At 70.7% G+C, this 24,060-nt stretch carries 21 protein-coding genes; 12 read left to right on the forward strand and 9 right to left on the reverse strand.

Features of this window, described 5'->3' with window-relative positions; genetic code table 11:
- Window positions 1–68: 68 nt before the first annotated feature.
- Window positions 69–1,607, reverse strand: a complete 1,539-nt coding sequence (locus TNCT6_RS18630) for a peptide MFS transporter (RefSeq protein WP_141360435.1) — start codon at window positions 1,605–1,607, stop codon at window positions 69–71.
- 536 nt (window positions 1,608–2,143) lie between these two features.
- Between TNCT6_RS18630 and TNCT6_RS18635 the strand changes: the two genes are divergently transcribed.
- The gene (locus tag TNCT6_RS18635; RefSeq protein WP_100571005.1) at window positions 2,144–2,821 is read left to right on the forward strand and encodes a response regulator transcription factor; all 678 of its coding nucleotides are present in this window, start codon (window positions 2,144–2,146) and stop codon (window positions 2,819–2,821) included.
- 35 nt (window positions 2,822–2,856) lie between these two features.
- Window positions 2,857–4,128 carry an ATP-binding protein gene (locus TNCT6_RS18640; RefSeq protein ID WP_141360436.1) on the forward strand — a complete coding sequence of 424 codons (1,272 nt, stop codon included), beginning with the start codon at window positions 2,857–2,859 and terminating at the stop codon, window positions 4,126–4,128.
- Window positions 4,129–4,380: 252 nt separating this feature from the next.
- Here TNCT6_RS18640 and TNCT6_RS18645 read toward each other — a convergent pair whose 3' ends face one another.
- Window positions 4,381–4,926: a GtrA family protein gene (locus TNCT6_RS18645; protein ID WP_141366577.1), complete on the reverse strand. Its 546-nt coding sequence runs from the start codon at window positions 4,924–4,926 to the stop codon at window positions 4,381–4,383.
- Window positions 4,927–5,209: 283 nt separating this feature from the next.
- Between TNCT6_RS18645 and TNCT6_RS18650 the strand changes: the two genes are divergently transcribed.
- Genes TNCT6_RS18650 through TNCT6_RS18660 form a run of 3 tightly spaced genes read left to right on the forward strand, consistent with a single transcriptional unit; the run spans window position 5,210 to window position 8,069 of the window.
- Window positions 5,210–6,361, forward strand: coding sequence for a 5-(carboxyamino)imidazole ribonucleotide synthase (locus TNCT6_RS18650; RefSeq protein ID WP_141360437.1), 1,152 nt, complete (start codon window positions 5,210–5,212; stop codon window positions 6,359–6,361).
- On the forward strand, window positions 6,358–6,885 hold the full coding sequence (gene purE, locus TNCT6_RS18655; protein ID WP_141360438.1) for a 5-(carboxyamino)imidazole ribonucleotide mutase: 528 nt from the start codon (window positions 6,358–6,360) through the stop codon (window positions 6,883–6,885). Before TNCT6_RS18650 ends, purE begins: the two co-directional genes overlap by 4 nt.
- A 5-nt stretch (window positions 6,886–6,890) precedes the next feature.
- Window positions 6,891–8,069, forward strand: a complete 1,179-nt coding sequence (locus tag TNCT6_RS18660; protein WP_141360439.1) for a dipeptidase — start codon at window positions 6,891–6,893, stop codon at window positions 8,067–8,069.
- Window positions 8,070–8,141: 72 nt separating this feature from the next.
- Here the strand turns inward: TNCT6_RS18660 and TNCT6_RS18665 are convergent, their stop codons facing one another.
- Window positions 8,142–8,501 carry a VOC family protein gene (locus tag TNCT6_RS18665; RefSeq protein WP_141360440.1) on the reverse strand — a complete coding sequence of 120 codons (360 nt, stop codon included), beginning with the start codon at window positions 8,499–8,501 and terminating at the stop codon, window positions 8,142–8,144.
- Window positions 8,502–8,619: 118 nt separating this feature from the next.
- On the opposite strand from TNCT6_RS18665, the gene TNCT6_RS18670 reads away from it, so the two are divergent.
- On the forward strand, window positions 8,620–9,126 hold the full coding sequence (locus TNCT6_RS18670; protein ID WP_141360441.1) for a CGNR zinc finger domain-containing protein: 507 nt from the start codon (window positions 8,620–8,622) through the stop codon (window positions 9,124–9,126).
- Between the two features lie 154 nt (window positions 9,127–9,280).
- Here the strand turns inward: TNCT6_RS18670 and TNCT6_RS18675 are convergent, their stop codons facing one another.
- Entirely contained in the window at window positions 9,281–10,624 is a 1,344-nt protein-coding gene (locus TNCT6_RS18675) for a UDP-glucose/GDP-mannose dehydrogenase family protein (protein ID WP_141360442.1), read from the reverse strand.
- 171 nt (window positions 10,625–10,795) lie between these two features.
- On the opposite strand from TNCT6_RS18675, the gene TNCT6_RS18680 reads away from it, so the two are divergent.
- Complete coding sequence (locus TNCT6_RS18680) at window positions 10,796–11,953, forward strand: acyl-CoA dehydrogenase (protein WP_141360443.1); 1,158 nt, start codon at window positions 10,796–10,798, stop codon at window positions 11,951–11,953.
- A gap of 267 nt (window positions 11,954–12,220) precedes the next feature.
- Window positions 12,221–12,583: a four-helix bundle copper-binding protein gene (locus tag TNCT6_RS18685; RefSeq protein WP_141360444.1), complete on the forward strand. Its 363-nt coding sequence runs from the start codon at window positions 12,221–12,223 to the stop codon at window positions 12,581–12,583.
- A gap of 75 nt (window positions 12,584–12,658) precedes the next feature.
- Here the strand turns inward: TNCT6_RS18685 and TNCT6_RS18690 are convergent, their stop codons facing one another.
- Window positions 12,659–13,951, reverse strand: a complete 1,293-nt coding sequence (locus TNCT6_RS18690) for an LCP family protein (protein WP_141360445.1) — start codon at window positions 13,949–13,951, stop codon at window positions 12,659–12,661.
- Window positions 13,952–14,070: 119 nt separating this feature from the next.
- Between TNCT6_RS18690 and TNCT6_RS18695 the strand changes: the two genes are divergently transcribed.
- Window positions 14,071–14,631 (forward strand): acyl-CoA thioesterase, encoded by a 561-nt coding sequence (locus TNCT6_RS18695; RefSeq protein ID WP_172632950.1) that lies wholly within the window; start codon window positions 14,071–14,073, stop codon window positions 14,629–14,631.
- A 20-nt stretch (window positions 14,632–14,651) separates the two neighbouring features.
- Here the strand turns inward: TNCT6_RS18695 and TNCT6_RS18700 are convergent, their stop codons facing one another.
- Complete coding sequence (locus TNCT6_RS18700; protein ID WP_141360447.1) at window positions 14,652–16,142, reverse strand: LCP family protein; 1,491 nt, start codon at window positions 16,140–16,142, stop codon at window positions 14,652–14,654.
- A 125-nt stretch (window positions 16,143–16,267) separates the two neighbouring features.
- On the opposite strand from TNCT6_RS18700, the gene TNCT6_RS18705 reads away from it, so the two are divergent.
- Complete coding sequence (locus tag TNCT6_RS18705; RefSeq protein ID WP_141360448.1) at window positions 16,268–17,296, forward strand: glycosyltransferase family 2 protein; 1,029 nt, start codon at window positions 16,268–16,270, stop codon at window positions 17,294–17,296.
- 58 nt (window positions 17,297–17,354) lie between these two features.
- On the opposite strand, the gene TNCT6_RS18710 is transcribed toward TNCT6_RS18705, so the two are convergent.
- From TNCT6_RS18710 to TNCT6_RS18720, 3 genes are all read right to left on the reverse strand, one after another.
- The gene (locus tag TNCT6_RS18710; protein ID WP_253266154.1) at window positions 17,355–19,010 is read right to left on the reverse strand and encodes an LCP family protein; all 1,656 of its coding nucleotides are present in this window, start codon (window positions 19,008–19,010) and stop codon (window positions 17,355–17,357) included.
- Window positions 19,011–19,103: 93 nt separating this feature from the next.
- The gene (locus TNCT6_RS18715) at window positions 19,104–20,852 is read right to left on the reverse strand and encodes an LCP family protein (protein WP_141360449.1); all 1,749 of its coding nucleotides are present in this window, start codon (window positions 20,850–20,852) and stop codon (window positions 19,104–19,106) included.
- Window positions 20,853–21,351: 499 nt separating this feature from the next.
- A complete protein-coding gene (locus tag TNCT6_RS18720; RefSeq protein WP_141360450.1) occupies window positions 21,352–22,107 on the reverse strand; it encodes a TIGR03089 family protein in 756 nt (251 codons plus the stop codon).
- A 132-nt stretch (window positions 22,108–22,239) separates the two neighbouring features.
- Between TNCT6_RS18720 and TNCT6_RS18725 the strand changes: the two genes are divergently transcribed.
- Entirely contained in the window at window positions 22,240–22,884 is a 645-nt protein-coding gene (locus tag TNCT6_RS18725) for a hypothetical protein (RefSeq protein ID WP_373996183.1), read from the forward strand.
- 47 nt (window positions 22,885–22,931) lie between these two features.
- Window positions 22,932–24,014, forward strand: a complete 1,083-nt coding sequence (locus tag TNCT6_RS18730) for an NDP-sugar synthase (RefSeq protein WP_141360452.1) — start codon at window positions 22,932–22,934, stop codon at window positions 24,012–24,014.
- Window positions 24,015–24,060: the final 46 nt, after the last annotated feature.

Consider the following 24,060-nt stretch of genomic DNA (forward strand, 5'->3'; position numbering starts at 1 on the left):
CGGACAAGACCGCGACACGAAAGGGCCGCCCCCCACGGGGCGGCCCTTTCGGTGGTCGGAGGGTGACGTCAGTGGACGTCGCCCATCAGGGACTGCACCTTCCGGCGGTACATGTAGACCGCGACACCGGCGAGGGCGGCGAGGACCGCCTCCAGGGCGACCGCCCCCGTGCCGCTGAGGTCGACCCCGGCCACGGCGGGGTTGGACAGCAGGCTGGTGATGGAGTCGCCCGCGGTGACCGCGAGGAACCACACGCCCATCATCTGGCTGGCGTACTTGGCCGGCGCCATCTTCGTCGTCACCGACAGGCCGACCGGGGAGAGGCACAGCTCGCCGACGGTCTGGATCAGGTAGATGCCGACCAGCCACATCGGGCTGACCAGGGTGTCACCGTTGGCCATGCCCAGCGGCAGCAGGAAGAAGAAGAACGAGACGCCGATGAAGAACAGGGCGGCCGCGAACTTCGCGACGGTGCTCGGCTCCTTGCCCTTGCGGCTCAGCCACAGCCAGAACCAGGCGAAGACCGGGGCCAGCGCCATGATGAACACCGGGTTCAGCGACTGGTACCAGGAGGACGGGAAGCCGAAGCCCAGCAGCGAGGAGGAGGTCTTGGTCTCGCCGAACGCCTGGACCGTGGAACCGCCCTGGTCGTAGATCATCCAGAAGGCGGCGGCCGCGACGAAGAACCAGATGTAGCCGGTCATCCTGGACTGCTCGACGGCCGACAGTTCCTTGTCGCGCTTGATGCGCAGCAGGACGCCGGCCGGGATGACCAGACCGATGACGGTGAGCGGGATCATCGCCCAGTTCAGGGTGAAGTGGCCGGAGAAGCCGACGATGCCGTAGAAGACGGCGGCGACGGCGAGCCAGGTCAGGCCCTTGCGCAGCCAGGAGGCACGCTCGGCGGCGTCCAGCGGCTTGGGCACGACGTTGCTCTGCGGGCTCAGGTTCCGGGTGCCGATGAGGAAGGCCGCGAGGCCGATCGCCATGCCCACGGCGGCGAGGCCGAAGCCCAGGTGCCAGCTGACCTGCTGGCCGACGGTGCCGATGATGAGCGGCGCGAAGAAGGCACCCATGTTGATGCCCATGTAGAAGATCGTGAAGCCACCGTCGCGGCGCGGGTCGTCCGGGCCTTTGTAGAGGTGGCCGACCATGGTGGAGATGTTGGCCTTCAGCAGGCCGGAGCCGAGCGCGACCAGCGCGAGACCGGCGAAGAAGGGCGCCTGGCCGCCGGGCAGCGCCAGCACCGCGTGACCCGCCATGATCGTGACCGCGGCGATCGCCACCGTCTTGCGGGGGCCCCAGACACGGTCGCCCAGCCACCCGCCGGGCATGGCGAGCAGGTACACCATCGACAGGTAGACGGAGTAGATGGCGGTGGTGGTGGCCAGATCCATGCCGAGCCCACCGCTCATGCTCCCCTTCTTGGCGTCGGGGCCGCCGGAGAGCAGGTACACGACGAGAAGGGCCCGCATACCGTAGAAGCTGAAGCGCTCCCACATCTCGGTCATGAAGAGTGTGGCCAGGCCGCGGGGGTGGCCGAAGAAGGTCTTCTCGGAACCGGGTGTGCCCGGATGGACCGAGTCCTTCGTCAGGCTGGACGCCATGGTCGTTCCTTGCTGGTCGGGACGCGCCGCCATCGGCGGATACGCGCCCGGTGGGGGTGGCCGGCACCGGCAGGCCCGAGGTCCACCCCACGCCCAGGGGGATCCCGCTCCGGATCGCGAAGCGGCGGACGACGGCCACCGGGATCCACACCTCTGCCCGCGTCGACGCGCGTACGAGGCCCGGCCCTAGGTCATTCTTCCCGGGCCGGTTGGGGCCGACCCGCCCACAAAAGAGACCTTCAGCGTCAAGACGATCGCCAAAGGTCCCCTGTGTGCATCAGACGTTCAAGCCACCATACGGCAGGACACTGCCGGATATGGAAGGACTTGAGACGGGGATCACAGGTCACTGGGGAACCCTGCCCGGCTTTCGAAGGTCTATTACCAAGGCCTCAAAGGATCGCATTCCGCGCCGCCCGGTCCGTGCCGCGGAGCCGCACGGGCGGCACCCGACCGGCCGCAAGGTAAGAAGCGCGTGTGTCGATCACAACGCCGGACCACCCCAGCGGGCGGCGCGGGCGGACTACCATCGGCTCATGACCCGTGTACTGCTCGCCGAGGACGACGCGTCCATCTCGGAGCCGCTGGCCCGCGCACTGCGCAGGGAAGGTTACGAGGTCGAGGTGCGTGAGGACGGACCCGCCGCGCTCGACGCCGGAATGCAGGGCGGTGTCGACCTGGTCGTGCTGGACCTCGGGCTGCCCGGCATGGACGGCCTGGAGGTCGCCCGCCGGCTGCGCTCCGACGGCCACACGGTGCCCATTCTGATCCTGACCGCGCGCGCCGACGAGGTGGACACCGTCGTCGGCCTCGACGCGGGCGCCGACGACTACGTCACCAAGCCCTTCCGGCTCGCCGAACTGCTCGCCCGCGTCCGGGCCCTGCTGCGGCGCGGCGCCGCCGAGCCGCAGCAGCCGCCCGCCACGCACGGCGTGCGCATCGACGTCGAGTCCCACCGCGCGTGGATGGGCGACGAGGAGCTCCAGCTCACCGCCAAGGAGTTCGACCTGCTCCGGGTGCTCGTGCGGGACGCGGGCCGGGTCGTCACCCGCGACCAGCTGATGCGCGAGGTCTGGGACACCACCTGGTGGTCGTCCACCAAGACCCTCGACATGCACATCTCCTGGCTGCGCAAGAAGCTCGGCGACGACGCGGCGAACCCCCGGTACATCGCGACCGTGCGCGGCGTGGGCTTCCGATTCGAGAAGAGCTGAGCCGGCCGCCCCGCGTTTTCGTCAGGTAGGAGGACATGCGCCGCCGACTGATCCAGTCCACGCTTGCCGTGGTGCTCGTCGTGATCGCCGTTTTCGGCGTGTCCCTGGTGATCGTCGAGACCCGCACCATCAGCAGCAGCGCCCAGGAGCGGGTCGACTCCGAGGCGCTGCGGCTGGCCAGCATCGTCGACAGCAGGCTGCTCGGCGCGGCGACGGTCAACGCCGACGTTCTGCGCAACCAGATGGCCGACGGCCAGTACGCCGTGATCGGCATCCCCGGGAAGCAGCCCATCAAGGTCGGCGCCAAACCGTCCGGCGACGTGATCCACTCCACGGCCAAGGGAGAGCAGGGCGAGACCGTCCGGGTGGAGGAGCCCCGTTCCTCGGTGACCCGCGAGGTCGGCCGCACCCTGCTGATCATCGGCCTGGTGGCGCTGCTCGCGGTGGTCGCCGCGGTGCTGCTCGCCGTCCGTCAGGCCAACCGGCTCGCCTCCCCGCTGACTGACCTCGCCGAGACCGCCGAGCGCCTCGGATCCGGCGACCCGCGCCCCCGCCACAAGCGCTACGGCGTCCCGGAGCTGGACCGGGTCGCGGACGTGCTCGACGGATCGGCGGAGCGCATCGCCCGCATGCTGACCGCCGAGCGGCGGCTCGCCGCCGACGCCTCCCACCAGCTGCGTACGCCGCTGACCGCGCTGTCCATGCGCCTGGAGGAGATCACCCTCACCGACGACCCGGACACGGTGAAGGAGGAGGCCAACGTCGCGCTCGCCCAGGTCGAGCGGCTGACCGACGTGGTGGACCGCCTGCTGACCAACTCCCGCGACCCCCGTACCGGCTCCGCCGTCTCCTTCGACCTCGACGAGGTCATCCAGCAGCAGATCGCCGAGTGGCGTCCCGCCTACCGCAGCGTCGGCCGGGCGATCGTCAGCTCCGGAAAGCGGCACCTCCAGGCCGTGGGCACGCCGGGCGCCGTCGCACAGGTGCTGGCCGCGCTGATCGAGAACTCCCTGATGCACGGCGGCGGCACGGTGGCGCTGCGCACTCGCGTGACCGGCAACCAGGCCGTGGTGGAGGTCACCGACGAGGGCTCCGGCGTCCCCGCCGACCTGGGCGCCCGTATCTTCGAGCGCACCATCAGCGGCCGCAACTCCACGGGCATCGGGCTCGCCGTCGCCCGCGATCTCGCCGAGGCCGACGGCGGCCGCCTGGAGCTGCTCCAGGCCCAGCCGCCCGTCTTCGGCCTGTTCCTGTCCCGCACCCCGCCGCCGAAGAAGCAGTCGGAGGACCACCCGACGGTGCGCTGACCGCCGGGGCGGGCCCCGGGGCAGGTCCCAGTGCTGTGGCCGGGAAGGTTTGCCGGGAAGCTCGCGGCGTCCGGTGCTGGGGACACCTCCCACGCCGTTCAGGCAGTGGGGGAGACTCGCGAGGCGGAGCATTGCCCGCGTACTGGATGTACTCGGGTGATGCGACTACGCGGCGTGGGGGTACCCCCGGCCGAAGGCTGGGGGAGTGCCGTGCCGGGCGTCGCGAGCCGGTGAACCTTTCCGGTCACAGCACTAGCGGACGGCCTCGCGCCGGGGCTTCTTCGACTCGGTCTGGAGGAAGGACTCCGCGCCCGCCACGGCCTGCCGGGCCGGCAGGGTGCGGAAGACCCAGGTGCGGTACGACCAGAAGCGGAACAGGGTCGCGATGCCGATGCCGAGGAACTTGAAGACGTTGCTCTGCAGCGGGCTGTCCCAGCCGAAGCCGTACGTCGCCAGGTACAGCACGCCGTTCTCGATCACCAGGCCGACCACGCTGAACAGCAGGAACAGCGTCAGTTCCCGGGTGCGCCCGCTCTTGTCGCGGTCCCGGTACGTGAAGTAGCGGAAGCCGACGTAGTTGAAGACGATGGCGACGACGGTCGCGATGACACTGGCCCGCACCACCTGAAGTCCGGTCACGTGCCGCACCAGGTTGAACACGAGCAGGTTGACCAGCAGCCCGGCTCCGCCCACCGCGCCGAACTTCACGAGCTCGCGCCACAGCTGGTCCACGTGCCTGCGCAGCGCGCCGCGGGGTGCCGAGGGCTCCGGTCGATGCCCCGAGGAACCATGTTCCATGGTCGTGCAGGCCCCCGTCTCGGTCGGTTCGGTCAACCCGGCCATGCTAACCAGCGCTCCAGGCCCGCGCCTGTGGACAAGGCATCAGCTCGGGAACGGGTCGGAAAGAGTCCGGGAAAAGGCGGGAAAGAGCCGTCGAAGCGACTGGTAAGAGCGCCGACGGGCATGCGGGCGCGGTCGGGCGCGTACGTCAGTGCGGCGGGTGACGATCCCCGTGAGGTGCCGGTACGGCCCCGGCGGGCGCGGAAGCGGGCCGCGCCGCGGCGGCCGATACCCTAGGAGCGTGACGTTCCCGGTAGTCGGCATGGTCGGCGGTGGCCAGCTCGCTCGTATGACACACGAGGCGGGCATCCCGTTGGGCATCAGGTTCAAGCTCCTCAGTGACACTCCCCAGGACTCCGCGGCGCAGGTGGTGAGCGACGTCGTCATCGGCGACTACCGCGACCTGGACACGCTGCGCGCGTTCGCGCGGGGCTGCGACGTGATCACCTTCGATCACGAGCACGTCCCCACCGAGCTCCTGCGGGCCCTGGAGGCGGACGGCATCCCCGTACGCCCCGGCCCCGACGCGCTCGTGCACGCCCAGGACAAGGGCGTGATGCGTGCGAAGCTCGACGCGATCGGTGTGCCGTGCCCGCGGCACCGCATCGTGAGCGATCCGCGGGACGTGGCCGCGTTCGCGGCCGAGGGCGACGGTTTCCCCGTGGTCCTCAAGACCGTCCGCGGCGGCTACGACGGCAAGGGCGTGTGGGTGGTCGACTCCGTCGAGGAGGCCGCCGAGCCCTTCCGTGCCGGCGTGCCCGTCCTCGCGGAGGAGAAGGTCGACTTCGTCCGCGAGCTGGCCGCCAACGTCGTACGCTCCCCGCACGGCCAGGCCGTGGCCTACCCGGTCGTGGAGTCGCAGCAGGTGAACGGCGTCTGCGACACCGTGATAGCCCCGGCCCCCGACCTGGACGAGGGCCTCGCGCTCCAGGCCGAGCAGCTCGCGCTGACCATCGCCAAGGAACTCGGTGTCGTCGGCCACCTCGCCGTCGAGCTGTTCCAGACCCGCAATGAGGACGGGTCCTCCAGTGTCCTCGTCAACGAGCTGGCGATGCGCCCGCACAACTCCGGCCACTGGTCGATGGACGGCGCCATCACCTCCCAGTTCGCCAACCACGTCCGCGCGGTCCTCGACCTGCCGCTGGGCGACCCCCGCCCGCGCGCCAAGTGGACCGTCATGGTGAACGTCCTCGGCGGCGACTACCCGGACATGTACTCCGCGTACCTGCACTGCATGGCCCGTGACCCCCAGCTCAAGATCCACATGTATGGCAAGGACGTGAAGCCCGGCCGCAAGGTCGGCCACGTCAACACCTACGGCGACGACCTGGACGACGTGCTGGAACGCGCCCGTCACGCAGCCGGCTACCTGAGAGGCACCATCACCGAATGAGCCCAGTTGTTGGCATCGTCATGGGATCGGACTCCGACTGGCCCGTCATGGAGGCCGCCGCCGAGGCGCTCGACGAGTTCGAGATCTCCTACGAGGTGGACGTCGTCTCCGCGCACCGCATGCCGCGCGAGATGATCGCGTACGGCGAGCGCGCGGCGGACCGCGGGCTGAAGGCGATCATCGCGGGCGCGGGCGGGGCGGCCCACCTGCCCGGCATGCTCGCCTCCGTCACCCCGCTGCCGGTGATCGGCGTGCCCGTCCCGCTGAAGTACCTGGACGGCATGGACTCGCTGCTCTCGATCGTGCAGATGCCCGCCGGGGTCCCGGTGGCGACCGTGTCCGTCGGCGGCGCCCGCAACGCGGGTCTGCTCGCCGCCCGGATCCTCGCCGCGCACGACGAGGAACTGCTCGCCCGGATGCGGGAGTTCCAGCAGGAGCTGAACGACCAGGCCACCGAGAAGGGCAAGCGGCTGCGCGCCAAGGTCGAGAACTCCGGCGCCTTCGGCTTCGGCACGGGGAAGTGACGCCGGTGTCCTCGCTGAACGAAGCCCGGGACCTGCTGCGCGAGTTCCCGGTGGTCGACGGCCACAACGACCTGCCCTGGGCGCTGCGCGAGCAGGTCCGTTACGACCTCGACGCCCGTGACATCGCCACCCCCCAGAACGCCCACCTGCACACCGACCTGCCGCGTCTGCGCGAGGGCGGCGTCGGTGCCCAGTTCTGGTCGGTCTACGTCCGCGCGGACCTGCCCGACCCGGTGCCGGCGACGCTGGAGCAGATCGACTGCGTACGGCAGCTGCTCGACCGCCACCCGGCCGACCTGGCCCCCGCCCTGACCGCCGCCGACATGGAGGCGGCGCGCGCCGACGGCCGGATCGCCTCCCTCATGGGCGCCGAGGGCGGCCACTCCATCGCCGACTCCCTCGGCACCCTGCGCGGGTTGTACGCGCTCGGCGTGCGCTACATGACGCTCACCCACAACGACAACGTGGCCTGGGCGGACTCGGCGACGGACGAGCCGGGCGTGGGCGGCCTGTCGGCCTTCGGCCGCGAGGTGGTCCGGGAGATGAACCGGCTCGGCATGCTGGTCGACCTCTCCCACGTGGCCGCGACGACCATGCGGGACGCGCTCGACACCACGAGCGCACCGGTGATCTTCTCGCACTCCTCCGCGCGGGCCGTGTGCGACCACCCCCGCAACATCCCGGACGACGTGCTGGAGCGGCTGCCCGCCAACGGCGGGATCGCGATGGTGACGTTCGTGCCGAAGTTCGTGCTCCAGGCGGCCGTGGACTGGACGTCCGCCGCCGACGAGAACATGCGCGCGCACGACTTCCACCACCTCGACACCACGGCCGAGGCGATGAAGGTCCACCGTGCCTTCGAGGAGGCGAACCCGCGCCCGGTCGCCACGGTCGCGACGGTGGCCGACCACCTCGACCACATGCGCGAGGTCGCCGGCATCGACCACCTGGGCATCGGAGGCGACTACGACGGCACGGCCTTCACTCCCGACGGCCTGGGCGACGTCTCCGGCTATCCGAACCTGATCGCGGAACTGCTGGACCGCGGCTGGTCCAGGACCGACCTGGCCAAGCTCACCTGGCAGAACGCGGTCCGCGTCCTGGGCGCCGCGGAGGACGTCGCCCGCGACCTGCGGGCCACCCGGGCGCCGTCGAACGCGACGATCGCCGAACTGGACGGATGAGTTCCAGTACCGGACGGCAGGAGGCCGTGCACCTCCTGCCGTCCGGCGCACACGACGGCTGACGGACGCCTCTCAGCAGGCGCACAGGCAGAACGGGTGCCCGGCGGGGTCGGCGTAGACCCGGAAGCCGCGCGCCCGGTCCGTCGCGTCCAGCGGCCGCGCGCCGAGTGCCAGCACCCCCTTCTCCGCCGTGTCCAGGTCCTCCACCACCAGGTCCAGGTGGGACTGCTGCGAGGCGTCCGCGGCCGGCCACTTCGGCGGCACGTACCCCGGCGCCTTCTGGAACGCCAGCGCGGACCCGCCCGGCACCTTCAGGTCCACCCAGTCGCCCTCGCCCTCCACGGTCCCGCCGAGCACCTCGGCGTAGAAGCCGGCGAGGGCGCGCGGGTCGGGGCAGTCCAGAACGACGACACCCAGCTTGGCGAGAGCCATGACTTCCTCCCAGTCGGGAACGGTGTTACCCATTGGAGCGGGCAACCGGTAACGGTTACTGCATGCTCGCGTATAGCGGGTAACAGCGCAACCGGTTTCGCGAGGTACCGTCGCTGACATGAGTGAGAGATCGTCCGCGCCCGGAGGCCTGGCGCTGGTCGAGTCCCTGGTGAACACGCTGGACATCGAGACGGGCGCCGACTCGCTCGCCACGGCGGAGGGCCGGGCGCGCCTGGGGATCCCCGAGGCGGAACTGCCGCAGGCGCGCGAGCTGCGCGAGTCGCTGCGCGCCACCCTGCTGGCCCACGCCGGTCACCCGCCCCACCGGACGGTGACACCGCTGGGCGAGCTGCTGGCACGGGCGCCCCTGCTGGTGACCGTCGACGCCCGGGACGGCTCCGCCGCGCTCGCCCCCGCCGACGGCGGCCCCCTGCTCTCCCGGGTCGCGGCCGCCGTCGCCGAGGCCCTCGTCGCGGGCACCTGGGCCCGGCTGAAGGCCTGTGAGGCGGTCACGTGCCACTGGGCGTACTACGACCGCAGCCCGGCCGGCCGCGGCCGCTGGTGCTCGATGCGCGTGTGCGGGGCGCGCGCGAAGATGCGCCGCTACCGGGCGAAGCAGACGTGATCCACGAGGAGTTCGCTGCTCACGCCGCGCTCCGGTGGTGCACAATGCGTGCAGACGCCGGTTCGGCCGACTGAGCCTCGGCCGAACCGGCGTCACCTGTCTGCGTGTGCCTGCGTGTGTCTTTGTATGTCCGGGTATGCCCGTCGGTGCGGGGCTACGCGGTCGGGCGTCCCATCGCCCGGTACGTCCACCCGGCCCGCCGCCACAGCTCCGGGTCCAGCGCGTTGCGCCCGTCGAGGACCACCCGGGCGGCCGCGACCTCGCCCAGCCCGGCCGGGTCCAGCTCGCGGAACTCCCGCCACTCGGTCAGGTGCAGGACGACGTCCGCGCCGCGCACGGCCTCCAGCGCGGAGTCGGCGTACCCGAGCGTGGGGAACACCCGCCGGGCGTTGTCCAGGCCCTTGGGGTCGTAGACCGTCACCTGGCCGCCCTGGAGGTGTATCTGACCGGCGACGTTGAGCGCGGGGGAGTCCCGTACGTCGTCCGAGTCCGGCTTGAAGGTGGCGCCGAGCACCGCGACGCGCTTGCCGAGGAACGGCCCGCCGCCCAGGGCCTGCCGGGCCAGCTCCACCATCTGCCCGCGCTGGCGCATGTTGATCGAGTCGATCTCGCGCAGGAAGGTCAGCGCCTGGTCCGCGCCCAGCTCACCGGCGCGCGCCATGAAGGCCCGGATGTCCTTGGGCAGGCAGCCGCCGCCGAAGCCGATTCCGGCCCGCAGGAACTTCCTGCCGATCCGGTCGTCGTGCCCGATGGCCTCGGCCAGCTTGGCCACATCGCCGCCGGCGGCCTCGCAGACCTCGGCCATCGCGTTGATGAAGGAGATCTTCGTGGCCAGGAAGGAGTTCGCGGAGGTCTTCACCAGTTCCGCGGTCGGGAAGTCGGTGACCACGAACGGGGAACCCTCGCCGACCGGTGTGGCGTACACCTCGCGCAGCAGCTTCTCCGCCCGCTCGCTGCGCACGCCGACCACGATCCGGTCCGGGTGCAGCGTGTCCTGCACGGCGAAGCCCTCGCGCAGGAACTCCGGGTTCCAGGCCAGCTCCACGTCCGCGCCCGCGGGCGCCAGCTCGTCGATCATGCGCGCCAGACGGTCGGCGGACCCCACGGGCACGGTCGACTTGCCGACGACGAGCGCGGGACCGCTCAGGTGCGGGGCGAGCGAGGTGACGGCGGAGTCGACGTAACTCATGTCGCAGGCGTACTCGCCGTGCTTCTGCGGGGTGTTCACACAGACGAAGTGGATGTCGCCGAACGCGGCCACCTCCGCGTAGTCCGTCGTGAAGCGCAGCCGCCCGGTCGAGCCCTCGATCCCGGCCACGTGCCGGCGCAGCAGCTCCTCCAGGCCGGGCTCGTACATCGGGACCTCGCCCCGCCGGAGCATCTCGATCTTCTCGGGGACGACGTCCAGGCCCAGCACCTCGAAGCCGAGCTCGGCCATGGCCGCGGCGTGCGTCGCGCCGAGATAGCCGGTGCCGATCACGGTGATCTTGAGGCTCATGGGTGCTCCAGAAGAGACGACGGTGATGCGCTGCCCGAGCATATCGGGGGCATACGCGGGGCCCTCGCCGGGCAATGTCCCCGCTGTCGCCAAGCTCACGTATCACTGGCGTGGGCGGGCGCCTAAAATTTGGGTTACTTAACGGTAATTAGCGTTGGAGCGTGAGAGACCTTGGCCGGATCGGCTGACTTCGACCTGTACCGCCCGTCCGAGGAGCACGACATGCTCCGTGACGCCGTCCGTTCGCTGGCCGAGGCGAAGATCGCGCCGTACGCCGCCGCGGTGGACGAGGAGGCCCGCTTCCCCCAGGAGGCCCTGGAGGCGCTGGTCGCCAACGACCTGCACGCCGTGCACGTGCCCGAGGAGTACGGCGGCGCGGGCGCGGACGCCCTCGCGACGGTCGTCGTGATCGAGGAGGTGGCCCGTGTCTGCGCCTCCTCCTCCCTCATCCCGGCCGTGAACAAGCTGGGCTCGCTGCCGGTGATGCTCTCCGGCTCCGAGGACCTGAAGAAGAGGTACCTGGCCCCGCTCGCCAAGGGCAATGCGATGTTCTCGTACTGCCTGTCCGAGCCGGACGCGGGCTCCGACGCGGCCGGCATGAAGACCAAGGCGGTCCGCGAGGGCGACACGTACGTCCTCAACGGCGTCAAGCGCTGGATCACCAACGCGGGCGTGTCCGACTTCTACACGGTGATGGCCGTCACCGACCCCGACAAGCGCAGCAAGGGCATCTCGGCGTTCGTCGTCGAGAAGTCGGACCCCGGGGTCTCCTTCGGCGCCCCGGAGAAGAAGCTCGGCATCAAGGGCTCCCCGACCCGCGAGGTCTACCTGGACAACGTCCGGATCCCCGCCGACCGCATGATCGGCGCCGAGGGCACCGGCTTCGCCACGGCGATGAAGACCCTGGACCACACCCGCATCACCATCGCGGCCCAGGCCCTCGGCATCGCCCAGGGCGCCCTCGACTACGCCAAGGGCTACGTCAAGGAGCGCAAGCAGTTCGGCAAGCCGATCGCCGACTTCCAGGGCATCCAGTTCATGCTCGCCGACATGGCCATGAAGATCGAGGCCGCCCGCAACCTCACCTACGCGGCCGCCGCCAAGTCCGAACGGGGCGATTCCGACCTGACCTTCCAGGGTGCCGCCGCCAAGTGCTTCGCCTCGGATGTCGCCATGGAGGTCACCACGGACGCCGTCCAGCTCCTCGGCGGCTACGGCTACACCCGCGACTACCCGGTCGAGCGCATGATGCGCGACGCCAAGATCACGCAGATCTACGAGGGCACGAACCAGGTCCAGCGGATCGTGATGGCCAGGAACCTTCCCTAGGTCATCCCTAGGTCCTGTCGCCAAATTCCCGCCTGCCGCGCATTTGACGACAGGCCCTGGCAGGCTCTTTGCGCGCGTCCGACGGCCTCCGGCATTGAGCCGGGGGCCGTTCGCGGTGCGCCGGGGGAGGGCCGCCGGACGCGGGCCGTAAGCCGAACGGCGGTAGCCGGTCCGGCGTCCGCGCCGGATGGCGCGGGGACCCGAGCGGGCGTACGACGGTAGGGAGCAGGGCCCCGCCCCGGTGCCCTTCGTCCCCCAGGAGGAGCCATGACCCAGCCCGGAACCATGACCCCCATGAGCAAGGAGATGCAGGACTGCGTCCAGGCCTGCATGTCGTGCCACACCGTCTGCGAGGAGGCCATGAGCTCCTGCATGCAGATGGGCGGCCAGGCGCAGATGCAGATCATGCGCGCGCTCATGGACTGCTCCGAGATGACCCGCATGTGCGCGGACATGATGATGCGCCGCTCGCCCATGGCGGCGGAGATGTGCGCGATGTGCGCCAAGGCGTGTGACATGTGCGCCGAGGCGTGTATGTCCATGCCCGACGACAAGATGATGAAGCGTTGTGCGGAGGCGTGTCGCCGCTGTGCGGAGATGTGCCGCGCGATGGCGGGCGTCAGGATGTGACCTGAGCCCGGCCCGACGGCGAAAGCCCCGCGGTGCCGGCCGGCACCGCGGGGCCCTCCTGGCAGGGGGTCCGAGTCAGTCGCCCGTGACCGTGACCTTCTGGTCGTTCTTCAGTTCGTCGACCAGCGTCTTGACCTTCGCCTTGTCCCAGACGAGGTTGCCGCCCGTGGAGCCGGAGATCGGCATGTTCATGGAGACGCCGTCGCCGCTGTTGACGTTCTTCATCGCCCAGAACATGGAGGCCAGGTCCCACAGGCTCATGTCCTTGTCGACGATCAGGGAGTCCAGGCCCGCACCCATCGTCGGGTAGAGCCTGAACGGGTTCAGGATCGTCGAGGGGGTCGCCACCTGGTGGGACAGTGCGGCGAGGAACTTCTGCTGGTTCTTCGTGCGCTGCAGGTCGGAGGTGGCGAACGCGTGCCGGGTGCGCACGAAGGCCAGGGCCTGCCGGCCGTCCAGCTTCTGCTTGCCCGCCTGGAAGTCGGCGCCGGAGTACTTGTCCTTGAAGCCCTTGTCGATGGTGAGTTCCACACCGCCGACCGCGTCCACGATGTTCGCGAAGCCGGCGAAGCCGATCTCCACGTAGTGGTCGATGTGCAGGCCGGTGTTGTACTCGATGGTGCGGACCAGGAGCTCCGGGCCGTCGAAGGCGTAGGCCGCGTTCAGCTTGTTCGGTCCGAGGGGGCCCTTGATCTTGCCGGACTCCGAGCCGCGGAACTGCGGGATCGTGACGTTGGAGTCGCGCGGCAGGGATATCAGCGTGTCGCCGTTGTCGCCGACGTGCAGGATCATCATCGAGTCCGTGCGCTTGCCCTCGGCGGACCCGGTGTGCAGCTGCTTCTTCTGCTCCGAGGACATGCCCTCACGGCTGTCGGAGCCGACGATCAGGTAGTTCGTGCCCTTGCCGGTCTCCGGCCGGTCGATGACCTTGGACAGGTCGACCTCGCGGCGGAGCTTGGAGTCGGCCCAGAAGTAGGTCGCGACCGAGGTCACCACGAGCAGCGTGACCAGGGTGATCACGGACCACTTGAAGCGGCGCCGCCAGTTCGGCGCGGACCGGTAGGCGCGCGGGTCACCCCCGCCCGGTCCCCCCGGCCCGCCGTAGACGTGGCCGGAACTGTAGCCGCTGTCGTACCCGTCGTATCCGCGGCCGTCGACGTACGACGGTTGCTGCGGAATGCCGTACGGCGGCGCCGAGGGGCCCGGGCCGCCGGGCGGCGGGTACCCGCCCCGCCCGCCGGGGGCCCCCGGGCCGCCGCGCCGTACCTGGCGCATCACACGCGCCCCTTCCGGCGTCGCGCCGGCGCTGCCGCGTCCGTATCCGGGTCCGCGGTTGCCGCCGGACCACCCCTCGGGCCAATCATTCATGCGCCCCAGTGTGCAGGGCACCGCCGTGTCCCTTACAAGAGGCGTCAGGAAATAGGGGCACCGCTGTTGCGAAGCTGACACAAATTTCCCGGATGCCGCCTCGGCATAAGGTGGGGGTCATGACAGAGCAGGCCTCCACCGCGGAATCCGCCGAGATTCCGGACATCCCCGGCAAGCCGATTTCGGCGTCCCGGACGACCCTGAGCCACATCATGACCCACAACGACACCAACCTGCTGGGGACGGTGCACGGCGGTGTGATCATGAAGCTGGTCGACGACGCGGCGGGCGCGGTGGCCGGCCGGCACAGCGGCGGGCCCGCCGTCACGGCGTCCATGGACGAGATGGCGTTCCTCGAACCGGTCCGGGTCGGCGATCTCGTCCATGTGAAGGCCCAGGTCAACTGGACCGGCCGGACCTCCATGGAGGTCGGCGTGCGGGTCCTCGCCGAACGCTGGAACGAGTCCACCCCGACCACTCAGGTCGGCTCGGCGTATCTGGTCTTCACCGCCGTGGACGCCGACGGCAAGCCGCGCGCCGTACCGCCCGTCCTGCCCGAGACCGACCGGGACCGGCGGCGCTACCAGGAGGCCCAGATCCGCCGCACCCACCGCCTGGCCCGCCGCCGCGCCATCAGGGAACTGCGCGAGAGGCGCGCGGCCGAGGGCTACGAGGACTGACGCCGCCGGTTCTCACTCCGTCAGCCGCACAGCACCTCGTCGCCCGTCAGGACCGCGGCGGCACCCTGCTCCGGGTCCTCCACCCGTACCTGGCGCACCTGGTGGTACTCGCTTCCCGCGACCACCTTGAGCGTGGCCCCCTGCCCCGGAACGGCCCGCAGCTCACTGCCCGGCAGCGCCGCGGCGAGCGACTTCGCCGACCGGTCCCACCGGGGGTCGTAGAGCACGACGGTCCGCCGCACGGTGGGCTCCTTGGCGTCCGCGGGCGTCCCCGTCGTACGGAACCCGGCCGCCGCCAGCGCCTCGTCCACCCGCTTGCCGAGCCCGGCCGCGCCGGTGCCGTTCTCCACCTCGACACGGATCTGCTGCGGGGGGACCTGCACGGTCACCGGAGAGTTCGCCTGCCGCGGCCGCCGCACGGTCAGCGGCCGGTCCTCCCGCAGCGCCCGGAAGAGCCGGTCCGCCTTGGCCCGGTCCCACTTCACCGTCGAGCCGACGCCGTTGACGGGATAGGACGGCTCCGAGATCGGGACGGTGGCGAACTCCGATGAGGACGGGGAGAAGCTGCGCATCGCCCGCCCGAGGTCCAGCAGCTCGTCGGTGTGGAAACCCTGGTCCGCCCGCACCGAGCCCAGCACGGTCAGCGCCACGTTCCGGAACTTCATGGGGTTCAGCAGCACCTGGGAGGAGGTCGCCCGCTCGATCAGGGCGGCCAGGAACCGCTGCTGGCGCTTCATCCGGCCGAGGTCGCTGGCCCCGTCGACGTGCCGGGAGCGGACGTACTGGAGTGCCTGGCCGCCGGAGAGCATGTGCGTGCCGGCCGTCAGGTCCAGCCCGGAGTAGCTGTCCTTCATCGGTTCGGAGGTGCAGATCTGCACCCCGCCGAGGACGTCCACGGTCCGCATGAACGTGGTGAAGTCCACCTCGAGGTAGTGGTCGATCTTCAGTTGGGTCAGGTCCTCGACCGTGCGCACGGTCAGATGGGGGCCGCCCTCCGCGTACGCCGCGTTGAGCTTGACGGGGTGCGGCCCGTGCCACCGGCCCGTGTTCCGGTCGACGTGACCGGGCAGCTCGGCGTAGGAGTCCCGGGGCAGGCTCACCACGCTGGCCCGCTGCCGGTCCTGCGACACATGCACGATCATCATCGTGTCGGTGCAGTGGCAGGCCTGGCCGCCCAGCCGGTACTGGCGCCGCTCCTGCGCGCTGATGCGGTCCCTGCCGTCGGTGCCGACCAGCAGGACGTTCATGCCGTGGCCCGCCCGCGGGCGGTTCTTCATGTCCTTGAAGGGGTCGACCCGGGCGATGTCCGTGTCCAGGCTGGAGACCACCGCGTGTCCGATCCCGGCGGAGGCGAGCACCACCACCGACAGCGTGGTCGCCGCCCGCATGGCCCAGCGCGGCCTCCGGCGCGGTGCGGACGCGTGCGGGACCCGAGCCGGCCGCGGCGGTGCGGCACGGTGCTGCGGGGCACGCGGTGGCCGCGGGCGGGGCCGGGACGGCGTGGGGGGCATGGGGACACCTCCGCATAGGCGTGGGTGGGCACCGTGAGCACCGTAGGGCCATACGATCTGCTGACCGGCGCAGTGACCCCCACGGCGCGCACCGGTGTCCCCCGTTCGCGGTAACGTGAGCACCGATGAACGCCAAGCCCGACGTGCGGCTCCCCGCCGTTTCTGTGATCATGCCCGTCCTCAACGAGGAACGGCACCTGCGCGGAGCCGTCGAAGCGATCCTCGCGCAGGAGTACGGCGGCGAGATGGAGGTCGTGATCGCCCTCGGTCCTTCCGTGGACCGCACGGACGAGATCGCCGCCGAACTCGTGGCCGAGGACCCGCGCGTGCACACGGTTCCGAACCCCACCGGCCGCACCCCCGCCGCGCTCAACGCCGCGATCAAGGCATCCCGCCATCCGATCGTGGTCCGTGTCGACGGCCACGGGATGCTCTCGCCGGACTACATAGCCACCGCGGTACGGCTCCTGGAGGAGACCGGCGCGCAGAACGTGGGCGGCATCATGCACGCCGAGGGCGAGAACGCCTGGGAGCATGCCGTCGCCGCCGCGATGACCTCGAAGGTCGGGGTGGGCAACGCCGCCTTCCACACCGGCGGCCAGGCCGGCCCGGCCGAGACGGTGTACCTGGGCGTCTTCCGCCGCTCGGCCCTGGAGCAACAGGGCGGCTACAACGAGGAGTTCATCCGCGCCCAGGACTGGGAGCTCAACTTCCGCATCCGCGAGGCGGGCGGCCTGATCTGGTTCTCGCCCGAACTGCGGGTGTCCTACCGGCCCCGCCCGAACGTCAGGGCCCTCGCCCGGCAGTACAAGGACTACGGCCGCTGGCGGCACGTCGTCGCCCGCTACCACCAGGGCTCCATCAACCTGCGCTACCTCGCCCCGCCGGCCGCGGTGTGCGCCATCGCGGCCGGGATCGTGGTGGGCGCGGCCCTGACCCCGTGGGCCCTGGTGGTCCCCGGCGGCTACCTGGCAGCGATCGCCGCCGGATCGCTCCCCGCGGGCAAGGGCCTTCCCCTGGCGGCACGGCTGCGCATCCCGGTCGCCCTGGCCACCATGCACATGTCCTGGGGCTGGGGTTTCCTGACCAGCCCCAAGTCGCTGGCCAGGAAGGTCATCGCCGCCCGGAGGCCGGCGGTCCCCGCCGCCGGCTGAGCGTTCGCGCCGAGCGTTCTCAGGGCCCCTCTCCGCGGGAGAGGGGCCCCTGCTCGCGCTACCAGCGGTAGGGCGCGTACACGTCCATGCACTGGCTCTCGTCCGAGCCGTTGATGGCGTCGGAGTTGTCGGGCAGGTCGCCGGCCTTCGGGGTGGCCTCCTTCGGATAGGTGCTCCCCGTACGCCAGTCGGCGCCGACGACGACGGTGACACCGGAGACGTCGGTCGACTTCCGCACCGAACTCAGCGGAACCCCGAGGGCCTTGGCGACGCTCTGCGCGTCGCCCTCCAGGTCCGCGCTCGGGTAGCGCACGAGCGTCTCCTCCTCCGACAGCGCCGCCGAGGTGTCGGCGGTGGCCCGCGTGAAGCCCTTGCCCGCCAGTTCCTGGCCGATCTCGCGGGCCCGGCCGCCGACCGGGGCCTGTGTGGCGGTGCGGGTGCCGTTCTGCACCAGGACGCCCAACCGGTCGGCCTGGACCGAAGGAGTCCTGCCCGCCGCGCTCTCGCCCGTATGCTTCTTCGCGTTCTTCGCGTCCGGTGCCGGGCCCTTGTCGTCGAAGGGCACGTCGTCGCGGAGCATCTTCCACATCTTCGTGGCGCCGGCGCCGTCCGGGACGACGTGGTTGTCGTCCTGCGGGTCGGCGACATTGGGCATCGTCGTCATGGTGATGCGGTCGGTGGGGACCGTCTTGAGCTGCATGGCCAGGTGGTACAGCTTCTCGACGGTGCCGATCTCCTCGGACACCTGGAGCGACTTCGTGGCCGCTTCCGCGAGGCCCATCAGCCGGCCGGAGTCGGTGAAGACGTTCTGGCTCCGCAGGGTGCGGATCATCGAGTTCATGTACATGTGCTGGGCCCTGGCCCGCAGCAGGTCGCTGCCCCAGGCGTGTCGGGTGCGCAGCCACTGGAGGGCCTCTTTGCCCTTGACCTTGTGCTTGCCCGCCGTCAGCTTCAGACCGGAGCCCCCGGGCGCCAGGGGCGTGGGACGGTCCCACACGTTCTGCTTCACACAGACCTCGACGCCGCCGATGGCGTCCGCCATCTTCACCACGCCCGCGAAGTCGATCGTCATCCAGTGGTCGATGTACACACCGGTGAGGCTCTCCCAGGTGGCGAGCGTGCAGCCGGCGCCGCCGCGGGCCAGCGACTCGTTGATGATCTCGTTGACGGGCGGATAGACCTTGCCGGTGTCGGGGTCCGTGCACTTGGGGATGTCGACCCGGGTGTCCCGCGGGATGCTCACCACGGCGGCGCTCTTGCGGTCCGCGGCCAGGTGGATGAGCATCTGCACATCGCCCCGCGGCGGGGTGCCGCGGTTGTCCCGACTGCCGCCCAGCGCGACGTTCGCGTCGGAGTTACGGCTGTCGGAGCCGATCAGCAGGATGTTCACGGGCATCTGGCCGGCCGAGTTGGGCCTCGACCGCTGTGCCTTGGAGTCACCACTGCTGCGCTGACCCTTGCGGATATTGCCGTTCAGGTGCTGGTAGTAGAGGTATCCGGCGCCGGCCGTGCCGAGTACGACCAGCGCGAGCACCATCGCCGACCAGCGCAGTACGCGCCGCGCGGGACTTCTGCCCTTGGCATCGCGCTTCTTCCCGCCGCGTCCTCCGCCGCCGTGCCGGCCGCGGCCGTCCGATGCGCTGCCCTTGCGCGGCGCGGGAGGTATCGCTTCCTCGACCGCCGATCCCTCCCCGCGCAGACTGCTCTGCGTCACTCCCCGTCCTCCCACCCTGGTGCCATGCCATGAAACAGGCCTGTCGTGCGCCGGGTTAGACGCATGACAGGCCCATAAGGTGGTGCTGTGCGCTCAACTTGCGCATTCGACCTTGTCCGCCGTGGACTTCCCGTCGACCTCCGGGGCCTTCGTCGGCGCGGTGAGCGGCACGCCCGCACCCTTGAAGTCCTTGCCCAGTGTCAGCGTCATCGTGGGCATCCCCTGGGAGTTGGTGAAGCTCTTGCCCGGCTTCAGCGCGGCCCCGGACAGTCCCATGAGCGCGGCGAGCTTACGGGCCTGCGGAGCCTGGTCGGGCGCGTACTCGAGCGTGGTCTTGGCGATTTCCTTGGGCGCGTTGGCCGCGTTCTCCGACTTGAGCACGCCCACGGAGGTCTGCAGCCAGGTGACGGTGTCCTGGGCGGCACCGCCGGCGGCCCCTCCGTTGAAGACCCGGACCCGCACCTCGGAGGCCTCGGACTGGGTGCCCTTGAGCCGGGCGGCGTCGGCGCTCTTGTCGGCCTTCTTCTTTTTCTTCACCTCGGTGAAGGAGACGTCGTTGTTGATGGCGTCGAAGACCTGGGGCGCCGTGTTCTCGTCGACGACGACCGTCGCGTGGACCTTCTCGGCCGGGTTGTCGACCACCGGCGTGGTCAGGAAGGTGATGTTCTTCGTCGGCACCTTCTTCAGCTCCAGCGCCACGTCCTTGAGGGTGCTGACCTTGCCGATGCCGGTGTCGACGGTCAGCGCCTTGGTGGCGGCGTCGGCCAGGTCGTACAGCTTGGACGGGTCGGTGAGCGTGTCCCCGGAGGCCATCTGGCGCATCAGCGAACTGAGGAACTGCTGCTGCACCTTGATGCGGTCCAGGTCGCCCTTGTTGCCCCAGGCGTGCCGGGTACGGACGAAGGCCAGGGCCTGTTCGCCCTCGACGGTGGACTCGCCGGCGGGCAGGTCCAGGTGCGAGTCCTTGTCCTTCACCGCGTGCTTGAGGCACACGTCGACTCCGCCGACCGCCGTCGTCAGCGTCTTGACCGCGTTGAAGTCGGCCATCATGAAGTGGTCGGGCTGAATGCCGGTGACCTCTTTGACCGTGCGCATGGTGCAGCCCGGGTCGCGGCCGTCCTGGCCGAGGCTCGTGTTGAAGCGGACGCCGGCCGTCCCCGGGACGACCTTCATGCTGCCGTCGGGCTGCTTGGTCGGGCAGTCCGGCACGTCCACGATCAGGTCGCGCGGGATGCTCAACGCGGTCGCGTTCGTACGGTCCTTGGCGACGTGCAGCAGGACGTTGGTGTCGGCGTGGCCGACACTGCCCTTGTCGCCGTAGCCCTCGTTGCCGGCGCCGGTGCGCTTGTCGGTGCCGATGATGAGTATGTTGAAGGCTTCGTTCTTGCTGAAGCCGTTCTTGGCCGCGCTGCCCACGTCGGTGGTGGTGACGTTGCCCTCGAGGTGCTTGAGGACCAGGTAGCCGGCCGTGCCGACGCCGATCAGGACGAGCGCCATGGTGCCGCCGGTCCACATCAGGACCTTCTTGGTCTTCGACTTCTTCTCCGGCCGGCGTCCCCGCCGCCCGGGCGGCTCCTCCGTCGGCGCCGCCCGGCGCCGACGCGGGGCGGGCACGGTCTCGGAGGGGGCGGCGTCACGGGTCTGCTGCCGTCCGGGCGCCGCCGGGCGCTCCCCGGTCGCCGTGCCTCCGGCTCTGCGGGAGGAGGGACGACGGGGACCCGGTACCGCCGACTGCGGAGCGGAAGGGGTCAGTTGCAGTTCGTATTCGCCGGTGTCCGGATTGAGTACCCACTGGTCTGCGGGGTCGACATTGTCCGCCCGCCCACGGCCTTGCGCGTCCACGGTTGTCCGAATCCTCCGTCGGGGCCACGCGGCGCCTTGCCCCTTTTGGCGCCAGGTCTGCTTCGCACAGTGCGCGACCCCAGGAAGACCTCGCGGCCAGTCGCACCGGATCGCTCACACTATCCGGCAGATTCCACATCGAGCGACGCTGGTGACAAATTCCACTTCCCTACAAGGGGGCAATCCGCCCATTTCCTTGGACAAAAGTTCGCCTTTGGCCGTGGCTTTACCCGCAGAGGCCCCCAAGTTGGCCATGTCGTCGCGGAACGACGTCGTGGGCCAGGGCGTGAGCGGTGGATCGAGGGGGCGCTCGGCCTGCGTCGCGCACAACCTCCGGGGAATACCCACCGTAGTCGCGCGACTGCGCAGGCGAATCCCTTTCCGGTCCGGAATCCGATTCCATGGCGGCCGAATTCGCGCCGTTCGCCCCGAATCCCGCATTCCGCGGGATTCGGGGCGAGCGTGTTGGGCGGAGATCCGGGTTCGGAGCCCGGTCGCCTCATCTGGCCGTGGCCGTGACCCGCTCGGACTCGATGCGCTTCGCCAGTGCGTCCTCGGGCAGGCGGTCGAGGTTGCGGCACAGGACGACCGAGGCGCCGGCGGTGAGCGGCGCGTACAGGCCCGCACTGAGGCCCTCCCAGGTGTCGTACGGCAGCGCCGACAGCAGGCGGGAGGCCGGCCCGGTCAGGTTCAGCTCCGGGGCGTCGCCGCGGGCCCGCTCCACGACCTCCGCCACCGTGTACTCGGCCCCGGCCACGATCAGCGCCGGCTCCTCCGGGTCCACCGGCGCGAAGGGCGCGAACGCGTCGCCCTGCCCCGGCACCTCGACGGCGTAGTCCAGGAAACCCTCCGGTGGCTGCGGGAACCGCCCGCCCAGCGGCCGCAGCGCCAGCGCCACCCGCTCCCCGGAGCACGCGCGGGCCGCGTCCAGCGTGTCCGGTCCGCTGACCACGACATCCGCGACGCCCGCGTTCCCGTCGACGTCCGCCACCGCGCCCACCGACGCGCACGCCAGCAGCCACACGGCCGTCTGCCAGTGCGCCGGCAGCATGAGCGCGACCCGGTCGCCGGGTCCGGCGCCGAGGTCCCCCTGGAGAAGGTTCGCGGTCTTGGCCACCCAATTGGAGAAGGTGGCCACGGACAATTCGACGCGTTCGCCGGTGGCGTCGTCGTAGAAGGTCACCAGCGGGCGTCCGGGATCCGCGGCGAGCGCGGAACGCAGCAGGTCGGCAGGGGTGCGTTCGGTGGCGTTCACCCGCGCAAGCGTACGCGGCGCCGGCCCTGCCCACCGCGTGGTCGGCCACGTGCGGGTGAGCGGCGGGCCACCGGTTCGGCGCAACGGCAGCCGACGGTCCGTCAAGTCCGGGATAGACATGTTTGTCTGATCATGTCCAGGATCTGGGGCATGCGTCGATACGGATTCCTCGCGTGCTCGATCGGTGTCACGTGTGCGGCCGCCCTCAGCCTCGCCCCCGGTCTGACGGGCGGTCGGGCGAGTGCTGAGCCGGCGTCGGCGACCGGGTCGGCAGCCGTCCCCGGCAGCACCCGGTCCCTGCCCCTCGCCCCGCTCACCCGCGACCCCGGCCCCGCCCCCGACCGAGGTGCCCCCTTCGAACAGGGCCTGCGCCGCACGGACGTCCGGCACTTCTCCCTGGTCGGAGTCGTCTGGGACGACCCGGACACCGAGTTGCGCGGCGGCGTCCGGATCCGCACCCGCTCCGCCGCCACCGGCGTCTGCAACAGCGCGGGCATCGCCGTCATCGGCACCTACGGCACCGCCAAGCCCTCCTCGGCCGCGGTGACGGCCGACGCACGGCTGACCGCGTGGAAGCTCGGGCTCTACGGGATGAATCCGCGCGGAAAGACATATCTGACCTCCGGCGGTGGCAACCTCTACCAAAAAGGAAAGAGCGTACGCCCGAATGTGATCTCCGGCCACCGGGACGGCTTCGCCACCGACTGCCCGGGACAGCGGCTCTACGGCAAGCTCGGCGCGGCCCGCTCGGCCGCGGCGTGCTACCAGGGCCGCTGAGGACGGACGAGGACGGACCGAGGACGAACAGGAAGCGGAGACGACAGGTGACAGAAGCGATCCTCCTGGTCGGCGGCAAAGGCACGCGGCTGCGCCCCCTCACGGTGCACACGCCGAAGCCGATGGTGCGGGCGGCGGGAGTGCCGTTCCTCACCCACCAGCTGGCGCGCGCGAGAGCGGCGGGCGTCGAGCACGTCGTGCTCGCCACCTCCTATCTGGCCGAGGTCTTCGAGCCGTACTTCGGCGACGGCTCCTCGCTCGGGCTCCACCTGGAGTACGTGACGGAGGAGGTGCCCCTGGGCACGGGCGGCGCCATCCGCAACGTCGCCCCGCGCCTGCGCTCCGGCCCCGACGAGCCGGTCCTCGTCTTCAACGGCGACATCCTGACCGGGCTGGACATCCGGGCCCTGGTGCGCACCCACGCGACCACGGGCGCGGACGTCTCCCTGCACCTGACGAAGGTGCCGGACCCCCGCGCCTACGGCCTCGTCCCCACCGACGGGACCGGCCGCGTCCTGGCCTTCCTGGAGAAGCCGCAGACCCCGGAGGAGATCGTCACCGACCAGATCAACGCGGGGGCGTACGTCTTCCGGCGCTCGGTCATCGACACGATCCCGCAGGGCCGCCCGGTGTCGGTGGAGCGGGAGACGTTCCCCGAACTGCTCGCGGCGGGCGCCCACTTGCAGGGCATGGTCGACTCCACCTACTGGCTGGACCTGGGCACCCCGGCCGCCTTCGTACGCGGCTCCGCGGACCTGGTCCTCGGCCGCGCGCCCTCCCCGGCCGTGCCCGGTCGCTGCGGCGACCGCCTGATCCTGCCCACGGCCGTCGTCGCTCCCGGCGCCAAGCTGACCGGCGGCACGGTGGTGGGCGAGGGCGCGTTCGTCGCCGAGGGCGCGCGGGTGTTCGGCAGCGCGATCCTGCCCGGTGCCGTCATCGAGCCCGGTGCCGTCGTCACCGACTCCCTCATTGGCAGTCGTGCCCGCGTCGGCACCCGATCCGTCCTCAACGGCACGGTCATCGGCGACGGCGCGGTGGTCGGCGCCGACAACGAGCTGAGGAACGGCGCGAGAGTGTGGTGCGACGCGCGAATCCCGGCCGGGTCCGTGAGGTTCTCCTCGGACCAGTAGCCGGCCGGGTGGGCGGGACAGGGTACGAAGCTGCGAGCGCGGTGAG

The sequence above is a fragment of the Streptomyces sp. 6-11-2 genome, assembly GCF_006540305.1.
Taxonomy (GTDB): domain Bacteria; phylum Actinomycetota; class Actinomycetes; order Streptomycetales; family Streptomycetaceae; genus Streptomyces.

What these genes read in the sequence shown, in the direction of transcription:
- TNCT6_RS18640 (WP_141360436.1), top strand. Translation starts at nt 2,857, where the DNA reads ATGCGCCGCCGACTGATCCAGTCCACGCTTGCCGTGGTGCTCGTCGTG.
- TNCT6_RS18700 (WP_141360447.1), bottom strand. Translation starts at nt 16,142, where the DNA reads ATGCCCCCCACGCCGTCCCGGCCCCGCCCGCGGCCACCGCGTGCCCCG.
- TNCT6_RS18695 (WP_172632950.1), top strand. Translation starts at nt 14,071, where the DNA reads ATGACAGAGCAGGCCTCCACCGCGGAATCCGCCGAGATTCCGGACATC.
- purE (WP_141360438.1), top strand. Translation starts at nt 6,358, where the DNA reads ATGAGCCCAGTTGTTGGCATCGTCATGGGATCGGACTCCGACTGGCCC.
- TNCT6_RS18705 (WP_141360448.1), top strand. Translation starts at nt 16,268, where the DNA reads ATGAACGCCAAGCCCGACGTGCGGCTCCCCGCCGTTTCTGTGATCATG.
- TNCT6_RS18690 (WP_141360445.1), bottom strand. Translation starts at nt 13,951, where the DNA reads ATGAATGATTGGCCCGAGGGGTGGTCCGGCGGCAACCGCGGACCCGGA.
- TNCT6_RS18645 (WP_141366577.1), bottom strand. Translation starts at nt 4,926, where the DNA reads ATGGAACATGGTTCCTCGGGGCATCGACCGGAGCCCTCGGCACCCCGC.
- TNCT6_RS18675 (WP_141360442.1), bottom strand. Translation starts at nt 10,624, where the DNA reads ATGAGCCTCAAGATCACCGTGATCGGCACCGGCTATCTCGGCGCGACG.
- TNCT6_RS18725 (WP_373996183.1), top strand. Translation starts at nt 22,240, where the DNA reads ATGTCCAGGATCTGGGGCATGCGTCGATACGGATTCCTCGCGTGCTCG.
- TNCT6_RS18665 (WP_141360440.1), bottom strand. Translation starts at nt 8,501, where the DNA reads ATGGCTCTCGCCAAGCTGGGTGTCGTCGTTCTGGACTGCCCCGACCCG.
- TNCT6_RS18670 (WP_141360441.1), top strand. Translation starts at nt 8,620, where the DNA reads ATGAGTGAGAGATCGTCCGCGCCCGGAGGCCTGGCGCTGGTCGAGTCC.
- TNCT6_RS18685 (WP_141360444.1), top strand. Translation starts at nt 12,221, where the DNA reads ATGACCCAGCCCGGAACCATGACCCCCATGAGCAAGGAGATGCAGGAC.
- TNCT6_RS18635 (WP_100571005.1), top strand. Translation starts at nt 2,144, where the DNA reads ATGACCCGTGTACTGCTCGCCGAGGACGACGCGTCCATCTCGGAGCCG.
- TNCT6_RS18630 (WP_141360435.1), bottom strand. Translation starts at nt 1,607, where the DNA reads ATGGCGTCCAGCCTGACGAAGGACTCGGTCCATCCGGGCACACCCGGT.